Source organism: Oleiphilus sp. HI0043, from assembly GCF_001634935.1.
In genome coordinates, this window is record NZ_LWEY01000556.1 from 33,500 (window position 1) to 47,450 (window position 13,951).

Here is a 13,951-nt window from a genome sequence, read left to right on the forward strand (position 1 = left end):
CCTCCGAGTGTCACTAAGATGAGTTTTTATATGAAATGGTTTTGCCTTGCTCTTGTTACTCTTATATTCAGTTCTAGCATGGTGCTGGCGGAAGATGCACCTGACGCCTCTGAAGGCAAAGAAGAAAGTGAAACCAAGAGTGAGGCGCTTAGAGTTGGACATATAGATCTAGATAAGGTGACTCAGCAAGCCCTGATATCGGAATTGAGGCAAAAAGAAGTAGTTTGGCTGGATGTTGAGTACCCCATACCTGAAGGTGGTTCTTCTGCTGGAAGTGTTCAGGTTCTGGCTTTACAAAGACCTTCTCAAAAGCCGCAACAACATGGTGCTGTTTTATTGGTTCCTGGTATCGGCCAGCATGCGGACTGGCCTCAAGTAATAAGGCCTGTACGCAGTGGGCTTCCAGAGGCGGGTTGGTATACCTTGGCGCTCTCATTACCAGGCGCTTCCATAGACAAAGTCCCAGAGCGAGCTTTACCAGTAAAGAAATTTGATGAGCTTGAACTAAGCCCTGCTTTGGCAGAAGCATTAAACAACAAGACAGCCAAAAACGAGGATAGTGGAAAAGATAAGTCAGATGGTGAGGCGGAAAAAAGTGAGCAAGCGGCAGACAAAGACGATGCAGTTACCGAAGACAGTTCTGATCCAGATAAACCTGTTGATATAGACCTTGCCGATAAAGAAAAGCAGCTAAAAGCAATTCCCTACCAAGACAAAGCGCTTGCGCACGTGAACGCTGGTATTTCGTACTTACAGCAGCAAGGCTATCAGAATATTGTTTTGTTAGCCTATCGCGCTTCAGCCAACATTGCCTTTGAGTATCTCAAGCAAAAGCAGGGGACATTTAGTAATAAAGGCTTTGCTCTGGTACTGGTTGACCCTGAGTTTGATGAACCTTTACAAGTCGATCTGGCAGAGCATTTAGGGCAAAACTTCCAGCCACCCGTCTTGGAGATGGTTAATTCGGTGGAAGATGAAAGTTCTGTCAAAGCGCGCTTGGCATCGGCAAACGTGGCTGGCGCAATTAACTATATGCAAGTGGACTATGCGTTTAATTTATCTGAAGGGCCACAGAAAAATTTGGTTCGACGAATTCGTTATTGGCTTGAGAAATATGCACCGGGTATGATTGTAGGTAATCGTTCCCGTTAAGTCGGCGAAGTAGCTGGACGGTAAGTTCATAGACGCTACAGATTACAATGCAGGGCATGACATAGCCAAACATGCGTTTAGGTGATCACTTTCCTTCATAGGCATCAGGCGAGTTTCCAGCCATGTCCTGCCTATCGAGCACGCCGACATCCAAGACAGGAGACGCATCAATATGCTGTGCATCCATCATTTGGGCAACGCGTTGCAGACTTGAAATAATCATCGTTTGCTCCCACTCCTGAAGGTCATTAAATTGTTTGGCAAATTGGTCCTGGAGAGGGGTGGGGGCATCCTTTAAAACTTCTAAGCCCGCATCGGTTAAGTAGGCGTGGACCTTACGCTTATCTTCCTTGGACCTTTCTCGATAGACAAATTCGCGCTTTTCCAAGCGGTCAAGAATGGTTGTGACGGTAGCTTGGCTCAAGCTCATGTCATGTGCCAGTTCACCAATGCTCACTTCGCCCTTATTTCTTATCGTTTGCAGCAAGAGAATCTGTGGTGCTGTTAGCCCGGTTGTTTTGGCTAAATGTTTGGAGTGGAGGTCTGTCGCCCGAATAACGCGACGAAGGGAAACCAAAACTTCTTCGATATGATCCAATGGACAGTCCTCATAAACTTGGTATTAAGTAGCAGAGGTCTCTCAAAGCCCCTCTAATAAGATAACTAGATTATCCCTATGCAAGACTGTTCCTACAACATTTTTTGAGGAATCTGCTTCGATATTGATTTTGCTTGGCTCAACTAGAAAGATTTCGCCCACGTGCTCGACGGCTATTCCAGCGGCGCCACGGCTTGAGTCTAGAATGAGAATTCTTTGATGGGCTTCTGCAGTGCTTACCTGTATATGTTTCTCAGCAGAAAGTACCGGAACGATTTCACCGCGAACATTTAAGATGCCTGCTATTTCGGGGTTTGACCCAGGAACAGGGGTTGGTTCTCGATAGGTAATTATCTCTCTGACCAGCTTAACCTCATATGCATACGTTTCTTCAGCAAGAGAGAAGCTTACATATTGTATGGCTGAATCAGCTGGCATATTCCTTCCAAATTCTTTCGCAGGTTTTAGTATTATTATATTTAGTGTACTATATTTAGATCTCAAAATACTTTTTGCATTAAATCGCTCATATTAGTGAAAATATAAGGCTTTAAGGCGCATAAAATTGTAACAGCTAGTAAAAAGTAGCATAAATACAGGCAAGTTATACATAGATGTCTAAAAATAAATGTTTAGACATCTAAAATAATAAATTATGAATCAAACCACACTTAGAAGACCGCTAGATACTGATGGCCGATCAGTATTTGCGCTCATAGACCGATGCCCACCTCTGGACACTAACTCAGCGTACTGCAACTTGCTGCAGTGCAGTCATTTCGCTAGCACCTCAGTGATAGCGATAGACGATGACAAGACACTTGGCTTTATATCCGGCTATGTCATTCCCGACCGGCAAGACACTTTATTTATTTGGCAGGTCGCCGTTGATGAGCGTGCTCGCGGTCAAGGTCTTGCTAAGCGAATGCTCAAAGATATTGTGACGCGGCAAGAATGCGCTCAGGTCACTCACTTGGAAACGACCATTACAGCTGACAATAAAGCCTCATGGACTTTATTTGAAAGCTTCGCAAAGGATTTTTCTGCTCCCTTAGCCAAATCTGAAATGTTTAGCAAAGATACGCATTTTGCTGGCTTGCATGACACGGAATTTCTGGTCCGAATCGGTCCATTTAGTTCCTAACCTCGCACACTAAATAAGACTCGCACCAAACATCCTATGGAGGATGCTAATGAAAATATTTGATGAAATTGAATCTGAAGTTCAGAGCTATGCTCGTTCTTTCCCTCGTGTTTTTAATCGCGCTAAGATGGAACACCTCTACGATGAGGAGGAAAATGAGTATCTAGACTTTCTGGCGGGTGCGGGAACAATTAACTACGGGCATAACAATCCGCTATTTAAGCCTCTCTTAATGGACTACATTGAGAATGATGGTATTACGCATGGCCTGGATATGCATACCAAGGCGAAAGGTGAATTTCTAGAGGCTTTTAATGAGAAGATTCTAAAGCCTCGGGATCTCGATTATGTTATGCAGTTTACTGGTCCGACTGGTACCAACGCAGTTGAAGCGGCTTTAAAGCTAGCGCGTAATATTAAAGGCCGTCAGAACATTATTTCTTTCACCAATGGTTTTCATGGCGTTAGCCTTGGCTCTCTGGCTGCGACGGGTAACTCTCATCATCGTGGCGCGGCGGGTGTCAGCTTAGGCGGCGTAAGCCGCGTGCCTTATGACGGCTACTTAGGTGACGAGATTGATACCACAGCTTATCTTGATAAAGTGCTTTCAGATTCCAGCAGTGGCATCGACAAGCCCGCTGCAGTGATTGTTGAAACTGTGCAAGGTGAAGGCGGTATCAATGCGGCTAGTTTTGAATGGTTGCGTAACTTAGAAAAAGTCTGCCGAAAGCATGATGTACTGCTTATCATCGATGATATACAGGCGGGTTGCGGTCGTACTGGCACCTTCTTTAGCTTTGAAGAAGCAGGCATTAAGCCCGATATGGTGACCTTATCGAAATCACTTGGCGGATACGGCTTACCTTTTGCTGTTGTTTGATTTAAGCCAGAGCTGGACCAATGGAAACCAGGAGAGCATAACGGTACGTTTAGAGGCAACAATTTTGCATTTGTAACCGCGAAAGCCGCCATTGATCATTACTGGTCTGACGACAAGTTCTCTAATGAGATTAAGCAAAAAGGCGAATATATTAAATCGCGCCTGGAAAAGATTGTCGACTTGTATGGCGACGGAAATTTCACGACCTGTGGACGCGGCATGTTTCAAGGGATTAACTGTGTAAACGGTGAGATCGCTGGCAACATTACACGCAATGCTTTTCAGCAGGGGCTTATCATTGAGACAAGCGGTGCTGATGATCAGGTGGTTAAATTTTTATGTCCTCTCGTAATCAGTCAAGACTCTCTCAAAAAGGGTATTGATATTGTTGAGCAAGCGATCAAAGAGGTTTGTGCTAAAGAAGACCAAATCCCTGAAGATAGCGACTATTTTGATGATGCGAAGATGGCAGGCTAATCGTCAGTATTTAATGGCTTAGTCATCATGCTATTTTAGGCGTCACGTTATTTAACTGGATAAAGAGAAACAAGGTAAAAAAATGATCGTAAGAAAACTGAGTGAAGCGGAAAATTCATCAAGACGCATTGTCTCTCCTGATGGCAATTGGGAAAGTACGCGTATGCTATTAAAAGATGACCAGATGGGGTTTTCGTTTCACATCACGACTATCTATGAAGGCGCAGATTTTCAGATGCACTATCAAAATCATTTGGAGTCGGTTTACTGCATGTCAGGTGAGGGTGAGATAGAGAATTTGGAAGATGGAAAAGTGCACCCGATCTCTGCAGGCACGATCTATGTTCTGGATAAGCATGACAAGCATATCCTAAGAGCATTTAAAGAAATGAAGATGGCATGCGTCTTCAACCCTCCGCTTAATGGCAAGGAAGTACACAACAAGGAAGGTGCCTACGAATTAGAAGCGGATACTATTGAATAATATATATTGAGTACCTAGTTCTATCCCAATTGATAACAATAAATGAAAGGGCTTTGCTGATGAGCGTACCTAACCCTAACGATAAATATGGCATTCACAGTACTGACTACAGCGTTGGGCAGCACAATGTTCAACGCTGGGGTTTTGATATTCATAACCCGGTATTTGCTGTGAGTTCCGGGCTGATATTGTTATTTTTAGTAGCCACACTGCTAACTGATTCAGCGACCGCAAAAGCTGCATTAGATGGTCTTAAATGGGATATTATTGGTGCTTTCGATGGTTTGTTTATTTGGGCAGGCAATATTTTTGTGTTGTTCTGCCTGGCGCTTATTGTTTCTCCTTTCGGCAAGGTTCGCTTAGGAGGCAATGAGGCAAAAGCAGAGCATTCTACGCTAACATGGCTAGCGATGTTGTTTGCTGCAGGCATGGGCATCGGGCTGATGTTCTGGGGAGTAGCCGAACCTGTTTCCTATTATACCGGCTGGTACAAAACGCCTCTCAATGTGGCAGCAAACACGCCCGAAGCGGCGAGTATGGCCATGGGCGCGACGATGTATCACTGGGGAATTCACCCCTGGGCGATCTATGGCGTCGTTGCGCTTTCCTTAGCTTTTTTTACCTACAACAAAGGGCTTCCACTCTCTATTCGATCCGTTTTTTACCCGCTGCTAGGAGAGCGTACGTGGGGATGGCCTGGCCACATTATCGATATTCTTGCAGTACTTGCGACACTCTTTGGTCTAGCCACATCTTTAGGGCTAGGGGCGCAGCAAGCGGCGAGCGGTATTAATCACGTGTTTGGCACTGATGGCGGTATCGGCTTACAGATTTTAGTTATCGTGGGTGTGACTGCCTTAGCTATCATCTCGGTCGTTAGAGGCTTGGAAGGTGGTGTGAAGTTACTAAGTAACGTGAATATGGTGATCGCCTTTGTATTATTGATTTTTGTTGCAATGGTAGGCTTAGCTGTAGCGCTGGGGAATGTTCCCACTACGATTGGTGCGTACCTTGAGAATATAATACCGCTTAGTAATCCGCACAATCGAGATGACGAAGCCTGGTTTCAAGGTTGGACGGTGTTCTATTGGGCCTGGTGGATATCATGGTCGCCTTTTGTCGGAATGTATATTGCGCGTATATCTAAAGGCAGAACTATCCGCGAATTCCTCTGTGCCGTGCTACTCGTGCCAACCGCAGTGACTGTAATATGGATGTCGGTCTATGGTGGTATTGCCATCGATCAAGTTGTGAACGGTGTCGGTGAGCTTGGAGCAAATGGTCTAACGGATGTCCCGCTTGCCATGTTTCAGATGTTCGATGAGCTGCCCATGAGTCAGCTTCTATCGATGATCGCTATTCTCCTTGTATTGGTATTCTTTATTACTTCTTCCGATTCAGGGTCTTTGGTCATTGATAGCATTACAGCAGGTGGCAAAATTGATGCGCCCGTACCCCAACGTATCTACTGGGCAACTATTGAAGGCGCAATCGCGGCTGCCTTGTTATGGATAGGAGGGACCGAAGCAATACAAGCGCTGCAAGCAGGTGCTATCTCTTCAGGGTTGCCATTTACCTTTGTGTTGCTTGCGATGTGCGTTAGTTTGTTGATGGGGCTCAGAACTGAGCCTAAGTATTACTCATAACACGATCACGTTTGCTTTGTTAAGGTTAGATTAAATACTTAATGAAGCAGACGTCCGCTTTTAGGGTAATAGTTTAGGCTAAGGATTGTTATCGTTTGTTTGTGCTTCTTCAGAGGGAGTCTGGGGTTTGTCTTTATTGTCGTCACTTAAATCTTGCAGAAGCTTGGCATAATCACTGGCAGTCTTACCGGTAATCACTTCAAGGCGACGAATTTTCTTGTCGAACTCATCTTTAACTTTTTTTAACTCGTTATGCAATTCAACAATGTCGTGTTCATTGTTATCGATATCGGACTTATACTTTTCGAGCTTTTTCAAGGTCGTCTCGAAAACCTTCAAGCCCTGTCGTTGGCGATTGGCTGCTTGTGCTTCTTCCTCAATAATGCCATTTTTACTGGCATCAATCTTAGTACGTTTTACCAGAATAAGCCCTTTGATATCTTGAACTCGGCGAGACAGGACTCGCACGGCATCATTTGGATGACTGTAAAGTTGTTTAAGTTCGCCGTCGATGAGGGCTTGTTTTTCAGCTTCAATTTTCTGTAGGCGCTCTTGTTCTAGGGCGGCGTCTCGGGCAGCAATTTGCTCGGCTGTTAGTTCTGGCGCGACAACTTGGATAACTCTGCCCTGTCTATTCAAAATATCGTAGCCTTTTTTGACATATTCAGGAGGAATAGTCTGATTGAGCACATAGGTTCCCTGATTGTCTTTATACCGGTATAGTTGCGCCGCAGATGCATGCGTAGCCACCAAAGAAAGACTGCATAGCAGTAGCAGGGCAACCACGGCTAGCCGCTTGCCAGTATGCTTGAAGATATAAGGTCGTTGTGAAGTATGAATCATTCTAATATCTAAATATTTTTCGGATATCCAAAGTATATCTGATTTTTTTATGCTTTTGTGTTGCAAGAAATTTAATTTATTGAGTGTTTGTTCAGCAATATGCAAAGAGTGGCATTTTCTCTGTTGAGCACTGATAAAAGAGTTTTTATATGGAATTTCTAATTGAACAAGTTGTGCTGTTTTGCGTATCGATTATTGCAAACGGCTTGAGTGCGATGGCTGGTGGAGGCGCTGGCTTGTTACAGTTTCCTGCTTTGCTCTTTCTTGGTTTGGGTTTTACTGTCGCCTTGGCTACGCATAAAGTCGCCAGCGTTGCTTTAGGCGTTGGGGCGACTTTACGCCATATTAGAGAGAAACAGTTGAGCTTGGCTTTTGCTAGTCATATTCTGCTTTTCGGGTTGCCAGGCGTGATACTCGGTGCCTTATTGATTCTCTCTGTTCCCGATGAACTAGCCAAGCAAGCTTTAGGGGTCTTAACGATAGCTTTGGGTTTGTACTCTGTATTTAAACCGGAGCTGGGGATGACGACGACGACCAAGGTATTTAAGCGTATTCATTGGCTGATTGGCGGCTTGGTACTGTTTTTAATCGGTGTTTTGAACGGCTCGATTACCTCAGGAACAGGCCTGTTCGTTACCTTGTGGCTGGTGCTTTGGTATGGCTTGGAGTACCAGCGAGCGGTTGCCTATACCTTGATTTTGGTGGGATTGTTTTGGAATGGTGTGGGGGCGCTTACGCTGGCCTTACAGACCGAGGTTAAGTGGTCGTGGGTACTTCCTTTGGTTTTGGGGGCTTTAGCTGGAGGCTACCTTGGAGCGCATCTATCGATCGCCAAAGGAAATAAAATTGTTAAGCGCTGTTTTGAAGTAGTGACCATTTTGGTTGGGGTGTCTTTGCTGGTTTAGAGACAGATACTCATCTGCCAGCAAACAAACTTGTCTAGGTCGCAGGCCGCTCCGTGACCTCTGTGGTGAGTGCTTATCTGGGTTTCGTTCTTTAAGAGATCAAACACTTGAACCACAGAGAACACCGAGCGCTTCGCTGCACAGAGAAGACATGGAGAAAAACATTTTTAGTTTTTATCTCTTCTCTGTGTAGGCCGAAGGCCTCTCTGTACCCTCTGTGGTTAATGGTTTTTTGGGTTTAGTTCTTTAAGAGATCAAACACTTGAACCACCGAGAACTTCGCTGCACAGAGGTTATGATCAATCAAGCAATCCCAAACTGTGATCTATATGCAGAAACGGCATCCGCGTACTGCGATAAACTTGCATCATCCTGAATGTAGTCTAATACTTGAGTTAAGTTGACGATACTGGCGACTGGGATATTAAAGTCTCTTTCGACCTCTTGAATGGCAGACAACTCGCCCTGACCCTTTTCCTGGCGGTCAAGTGCAATCAGAACACCTGCTGGCTCCGCACCTGCGGCCTCAATGATTTTGATCACTTCGCGAATTGCCGTACCTGCCGTAATCACATCGTCGATAATCATTATCTTGCCTTTAAGTGGTGCGCCAACGAGCGTGCCACCTTCACCGTGAGCTTTTGCTTCTTTACGGTTGAATGCAAAGGGCGTGTTAATGTTATGCAATGAAGAAAGACAGACTGCTGTAGCAGAGCCTAAAGGAATGCCTTTATAGGCAGGACCAAATAGAACATCGAAGGGAATATCCGAGTCAACCAGTGTTTGGGCATAAAATGACCCAAGCTTGGCAAGTGATAAACCATCGTCGAAAAGACCCGCATTAAAAAAATAAGGGCTAACACGGCCAGACTTAAGGGTGAATTCGCCGAACTTCAAAACGTTCTTTTGGATAGCAAATTCAATGAATTCGCGCTGGTGGGGCTTCATATTTGTATTTTCTCGCATTAATTGCGCCTAAATTGAAAGATATTACAGTGTTTTTCTTTTCAAAAAATGTGAATTAAGTATCATACCACGCAAATTAATTATGAGGCAGTTATGCGAGTAGTATCAATTAACGTAAATGGATTGAAGAGAGCTGCAGAAAATGGTTTTTTTGATTGGATGCGTGAGATCGATGCCGATGTGGTATGTGTCCAGGATCTGCAAGGCAAAGTTTATGATTTCGATGACGAAATCTTCCACCCCGAAGGTTATCAGGCTTATTTTATAGATGCTGAAAACCCTGAAGATGGCGGCGTGGGTATTTATACTCGCCACTTCCCCAAGGCAATTATGTATGGCTTTGCTTATGAGCCAGCAGATCGTGAAGGGCGCTTTATTCAGGCTGACTTTGAAAATGTTAGTGTTGCTTCAATGCTTGTACCCAATGCATTAGGCAAACCTGAGAACCAGGAAGCAAAGGATAAATTCCAGGACGCGTTTCAAAGCCATCTGGAAAAAACTCTCCGTAAGCGTCGTCAGTTCATTTTTGCGGGCAGTTTCAATTCCGCGCATTTGGTGACAGATGCGAGCAAAAAATACCATGAGATGGACGTGAGTGGCTTTAAAGCGCATGAGCGAGACTGGTTCGATACGGTTTTCGATGACTTTGGTTATGTTGATGCGTTCCGCCATGTGAATGTTGAAAGAAATCAATATACCTGGTGGCCAGAGTGGGCCAAGGGTTGGCGAAAGAATGCAGGCTGGCGAACAGATTATCAGATCACGACCCAGATGATGCGTAATGTTATCGAAGATGGTTTTATTGATATGGACACGCGCTTCTCGGATCACGCACCTGTTATTATCGACTACGACGTGATTATGTAGTTTCGGTGATTAGAAATAAAAAAGGGATGGTTGCTACCATCCCTTTTTTTATTCTAGGCTTTCTTTACGAGTTTCGCGCTGCTTCCTGCAACTCAAATATCTCGTTAATGCCTTTCTTCGCTAGTGCTAACATGGCATTAAATTCGGACTCTTCAAACGCTTCACCTTCAGCAGTGCCCTGAATTTCGATAAAGCCGCCTTTGTCAGTCATGATCACGTTCATATCAGTTTCTGCTTCTGAGTCTTCCGGGTAGTCCAAGTCGAGAACGGGTGTACCTTTGTAGATGCCTACAGAAATCGCCGCAATCTTTTGCTTTAGCGGGATTTCTTTCAGTTTTCCTGCATCTACCAAGCCTTGAAGAGCGTCCATGAGTGCCACGCAGCCCCCAGAGATAGACGCTGTACGAGTACCTCCATCTGCCTGGATAACATCGCAATCGATTTGAATGGTGCGTTCGCCGAGTGCTTTCATATCAACAGCGGCGCGTAATGAGCGACCGATTAGACGCTGAATTTCGACGGTACGACCTGTTTGTTTACCCTTTGCTGCTTCACGGATCATACGTGAACCGGTAGAGCGAGGCAGCATGCCATATTCAGCGGTTAACCAACCTTGTCCTTCACCTTTTAGGAAGCGGGGTACCTTTTCGTCTATTGAGGCAGTACAGATAACTTTGGTGTCGCCAAACTCAACCAGGACAGAGCCTTCAGCATGTTTTGTGTAGTTTCGGGTGATTTTAATCTCGCGTGCTTGATCTGGTTGGCGTTCGCTTGGTCTCATAAAGTTCTTCCTATTGGGGAATTAAATAAAGGGGTACCGGGAAAATTTGCCGGCAAGTTTATCACTTTAAAGGTGGGTTTCTAAGTGCCTAGCGAGTAGAATTCGTAAATCAATTTGAACATACGTAACTGAGCTAAGTGGGGAAGTACCAATGCTGAAAAGCATGACAGGATTTGCACGTTTAGAACTTGAAAGTGAACAAGGTGTATTAACGTGGGAGCTAAGAACGGTCAATCATCGTTATCTCGAGCCTCACTTAAAAATACCGGATATGTTTCGTGAAGCGGAACCTAAACTCAGATCCTTGATGCGTAAGTACTTATCTCGGGGCAAGCTAGACTGTTCCTTAAAGTGGCAGCCCAGTAACCGTAAAGCTGATGGCTTGAAGGTGAATGCTGAAGTGCTCGCTCAGTTAAGTGAAGCCTGCCGTTCGGTAAATGAGTTATTTGATGACGTCGCACCGGTTGATGCGATCTCGGTGCTTCAATGGCCTGGCGTGATTGATAATGAGTCAGGTGACCGCCAGCAACTGTTGGCACAAGCCAATGAGTCCTTTGAGGCCTGCTTAAAAATATTATTGGAAAACCGTCAACGTGAAGGCACTCAGCTAGAGCCTCTGTTTGAAGAGCGTTTAGTCGCTATTGAAAATATCGTTAAAGAAGTGCGCGCCTGGTTGCCAGATATTCTTAAAAAGCAAAGCGAATTAGTGAAGAAGCGCTTCGAAGAAGCTTCTGTACAAATGGACAATGAACGCCTTGAACAAGAGATGGTTTTGCTAGCGCAGAAAACTGATGTGGCTGAAGAGCTTGATCGTTTAGATGCTCATGTAGTTGAAGTACGAAGTGTACTGAAGAAAAAGGAGCCGGTGGGGCGACGTCTTGATTTCCTTATGCAGGAGTTAAACCGAGAAGCCAATACCTTGTCATCTAAGTCTATCGTAACAGACACCACAAAAGCGGCGGTAGAGTTGAAAGTTTTGATCGAGCAGATGCGCGAGCAAGTACAGAATGTAGAGTAGAGCGCTACTTGCAAAAACAGAGAGTGCCAAGGCAAAGCCTAGGGCACTCTTTTGAACTAACTACTTGGAAGACTCAACAAGCTGCTCAGCTTGCTTAATCGGCATATGACGCACATCTTTACCTTTTACGATGTAGATCACGTGCTCAGCCAGATTACACGCATGGTCACCGATACGTTCCAAGGCACGTAGTACCCACATAACGCTGTGAATCTGGGAGATACTGCGAGGGTCTTCCATCATGAAGGTCATCAGTGAGCGAACCGCTGACTTGTACTCGGCATCGACAGCATGGTCTTCTTTCATAATATCCAGTGCCATATCGATATCGAAACGTGCAAAGGCATCGAGTGCACCATTGACCATTTGACCAACATGATCGCTGATGTGGCGAATTTCGACGTAGCCGCGAGGTGCTTTGCCCTCTTCAGTCAGGCGGATTGCCATTTTGGCAATCTTACTGGCTTCATCACCAATGCGTTCGATATCTGCAACCATTTTGATGATAGAAATGACTAAGCGAAGGTCACTCGCTGCCGGCTGACGTCGTGCAATCAACTGGGTACAGTCTTCGTCGATCAGTAACTCCATTGCGTCAACTTCTTGGTCTTTGTTACGGACCGTATCGGCGAGTTCGCTATTGTTGGTGATAAGAGCTTCTACTGCATCAGATACTTGACGCTGTACGATACCGCCCATATTTAGCAACTGGTTACGCAACTCAGATAAATCCTGATTGAATTGCTGGGAAATGTGCTGAGTGTGGCCGTCGTTTGTTGTAATACTCATATTTGCCTCTTTTATCCGTTAATGCAGCATAGTGTCATGTAGCGAGTTGATATAGTCCTAAACCTAACCGTAACGACCGGTTATATAGTCTTCAGTCTGCTTGTTACGTGGGTTGGTAAACAGCTCATCAGTGTTGCCAAATTCGATCAAGTCGCCCATATACATAAACGCCGTGTAGTCAGATACACGAGCAGCCTGCTGCATATTGTGGGTTACGATAACGATAGTATAGTCATCTTTTAGCTGGTGAATCAGTTCTTCAATTTTCAGCGTAGACAATGGGTCCAAGGCTGAAGCGGGTTCATCAAGCAGTAATACATCTGGTTTAACAGCAACGGTTCGTGCGATCACCAAACGTTGTTGCTGACCACCGGATAGACCCAATGCGCTATCATCAAGACGATCTTTAACTTCATCCCAAAGTGCTGCAGAACGTAGAGACCATTCTACTGTTTCATCTAGAATACGCTTTTTGTTGATTCCTTGAATACGCAGGCCATAAGCGACGTTTTCATAGATGCTCTTTGGGAAAGGGTTTGGCTTCTGGAATACCATACCAATGCGGCGACGAAGTTCAGCCACTTCGACTTTACGTTGGTAGATATCTTTACCTTCGTGCATGATTTTACCGGTGATGCTACAGCCATCAACCAAATCGTTCATGCGATTGAAGCAACGCAATAATGTCGATTTACCACAACCCGATGGGCCGATAAAAGCCGTTACTCGGTTCTGTGGGATCTGCATATTTACGCCGTGAAGGGCCTCTTTTTCACCGTAGCATAAGCGTAAATCGTCAACGGTTAGTGCAATTTTTTCGTCTTCCAGCTTTAGAGCTGCAGACTTACGCTGTAGTGAACTGATATCGATAGCGTGCGTCTTAGTTTCGGTTTGTGCGCCTGCTTGTGTCGTCGAATCATTTGTATCATTTTGCATAGTCATATCTCTTTCTGGTGTCTATCCAGTTAACTCAATAATTATTAAAACTCAAACCATTTCAGGCGCTAGTTAAACTTCTAATGCTTTGTACTTCTCACGTAGCTTGTTACGAATCGCGACTGCGCTTAGGTTTAGCATTGCAATAACGATAACCAATAATAGCGAGGTTGCGTAAACAAGTGGTCGTGCCGCTTCGACGTTAGGGCTCTGGAAGCCAACATCGTAGATATGGAAGCCTAAGTGCATAAACTTCTGGTCCAAATGCAGATAAGGGTAGTTGCCATCTAGCGGTAATGAAGGCGCTAGCTTAACCACACCTACCAGCATCAATGGCGCAACTTCACCCGCTGCACGAGCAATCGCAAGAATAACACCGGTCATCATTGCAGGGCTTGCCATAGGTAGTACGACACGCCAGAGTGTTTCAGCTTTGGTTGCGCCCAAGGCCAGGCTACCTTCACG

General features: G+C 45.1%; 15 protein-coding genes and 1 pseudogene. 8 read left to right on the plus strand and 8 right to left on the minus strand.

Going from position 1 to position 13,951, the window contains the following annotated elements:
• Window positions 1-30: 30 nt before the first annotated feature.
• Window positions 31-1,152 (plus strand): DUF3530 family protein, encoded by a 1,122-nt coding sequence (locus tag A3729_RS06965; RefSeq protein ID WP_068554205.1) that lies wholly within the window; start codon window positions 31-33, stop codon window positions 1,150-1,152.
• 85 nt (window positions 1,153-1,237) lie between these two features.
• On the opposite strand, the gene A3729_RS06970 is transcribed toward A3729_RS06965, so the two are convergent.
• Window positions 1,238-1,750 (minus strand): MarR family winged helix-turn-helix transcriptional regulator, encoded by a 513-nt coding sequence (locus A3729_RS06970; RefSeq protein ID WP_068512375.1) that lies wholly within the window; start codon window positions 1,748-1,750, stop codon window positions 1,238-1,240.
• Between the two features lie 42 nt (window positions 1,751-1,792).
• Window positions 1,793-2,188 carry a chemotaxis protein CheW gene (locus A3729_RS06975; RefSeq protein ID WP_068514448.1) on the minus strand — a complete coding sequence of 132 codons (396 nt, stop codon included), beginning with the start codon at window positions 2,186-2,188 and terminating at the stop codon, window positions 1,793-1,795.
• A 217-nt stretch (window positions 2,189-2,405) separates the two neighbouring features.
• On the opposite strand from A3729_RS06975, the gene ectA reads away from it, so the two are divergent.
• The 4 genes and pseudogenes from ectA (at window position 2,406) to A3729_RS06995 (ending at window position 6,381) form a co-directional block, all read left to right on the plus strand.
• Window positions 2,406-2,894, plus strand: a complete 489-nt coding sequence (ectA, locus tag A3729_RS06980; RefSeq protein WP_068514445.1) for a diaminobutyrate acetyltransferase — start codon at window positions 2,406-2,408, stop codon at window positions 2,892-2,894.
• Window positions 2,895-2,943: 49 nt separating this feature from the next.
• Window positions 2,944-4,251 (plus strand): annotated as a pseudogene (gene ectB / locus A3729_RS06985) (diaminobutyrate--2-oxoglutarate transaminase).
• 82 nt (window positions 4,252-4,333) lie between these two features.
• Window positions 4,334-4,735, plus strand: a complete 402-nt coding sequence (locus A3729_RS06990) for an ectoine synthase (RefSeq protein WP_068514443.1) — start codon at window positions 4,334-4,336, stop codon at window positions 4,733-4,735.
• Between the two features lie 59 nt (window positions 4,736-4,794).
• Entirely contained in the window at window positions 4,795-6,381 is a 1,587-nt protein-coding gene (locus tag A3729_RS06995) for a BCCT family transporter (protein ID WP_068633499.1), read from the plus strand.
• 78 nt (window positions 6,382-6,459) lie between these two features.
• Here the strand turns inward: A3729_RS06995 and A3729_RS07000 are convergent, their stop codons facing one another.
• Window positions 6,460-7,224, minus strand: coding sequence for a hypothetical protein (locus tag A3729_RS07000; protein ID WP_068633501.1), 765 nt, complete (start codon window positions 7,222-7,224; stop codon window positions 6,460-6,462).
• A 149-nt stretch (window positions 7,225-7,373) separates the two neighbouring features.
• Between A3729_RS07000 and A3729_RS07005 the strand changes: the two genes are divergently transcribed.
• Window positions 7,374-8,129, plus strand: coding sequence for a sulfite exporter TauE/SafE family protein (locus A3729_RS07005; protein WP_068514435.1), 756 nt, complete (start codon window positions 7,374-7,376; stop codon window positions 8,127-8,129).
• A gap of 303 nt (window positions 8,130-8,432) precedes the next feature.
• On the opposite strand, the gene pyrE is transcribed toward A3729_RS07005, so the two are convergent.
• Window positions 8,433-9,077, minus strand: coding sequence for an orotate phosphoribosyltransferase (gene pyrE, locus A3729_RS07010; protein ID WP_068514477.1), 645 nt, complete (start codon window positions 9,075-9,077; stop codon window positions 8,433-8,435).
• 111 nt (window positions 9,078-9,188) lie between these two features.
• Between pyrE and A3729_RS07015 the strand changes: the two genes are divergently transcribed.
• A complete protein-coding gene (locus A3729_RS07015) occupies window positions 9,189-9,962 on the plus strand; it encodes an exodeoxyribonuclease III (protein WP_068514433.1) in 774 nt (257 codons plus the stop codon).
• A 64-nt stretch (window positions 9,963-10,026) separates the two neighbouring features.
• Here A3729_RS07015 and rph read toward each other — a convergent pair whose 3' ends face one another.
• Window positions 10,027-10,743: a ribonuclease PH gene (rph, locus tag A3729_RS07020; protein WP_068514431.1), complete on the minus strand. Its 717-nt coding sequence runs from the start codon at window positions 10,741-10,743 to the stop codon at window positions 10,027-10,029.
• Between the two features lie 151 nt (window positions 10,744-10,894).
• On the opposite strand from rph, the gene A3729_RS07025 reads away from it, so the two are divergent.
• Window positions 10,895-11,761 (plus strand): YicC/YloC family endoribonuclease, encoded by an 867-nt coding sequence (locus tag A3729_RS07025; protein ID WP_068514428.1) that lies wholly within the window; start codon window positions 10,895-10,897, stop codon window positions 11,759-11,761.
• Window positions 11,762-11,821: 60 nt separating this feature from the next.
• Here A3729_RS07025 and phoU read toward each other — a convergent pair whose 3' ends face one another.
• The 3 genes from phoU to A3729_RS07040 form a co-directional block, all read right to left on the minus strand.
• Window positions 11,822-12,544: a phosphate signaling complex protein PhoU gene (phoU, locus tag A3729_RS07030; protein WP_304438889.1), complete on the minus strand. Its 723-nt coding sequence runs from the start codon at window positions 12,542-12,544 to the stop codon at window positions 11,822-11,824.
• Between the two features lie 69 nt (window positions 12,545-12,613).
• Window positions 12,614-13,486, minus strand: a complete 873-nt coding sequence (pstB, locus tag A3729_RS07035; protein WP_068514420.1) for a phosphate ABC transporter ATP-binding protein PstB — start codon at window positions 13,484-13,486, stop codon at window positions 12,614-12,616.
• Between the two features lie 72 nt (window positions 13,487-13,558).
• On the minus strand, window positions 13,559-13,951 hold a 393-nt coding region (locus A3729_RS07040), incomplete at its 5' end, for a PstA family ABC transporter permease (protein WP_156497752.1).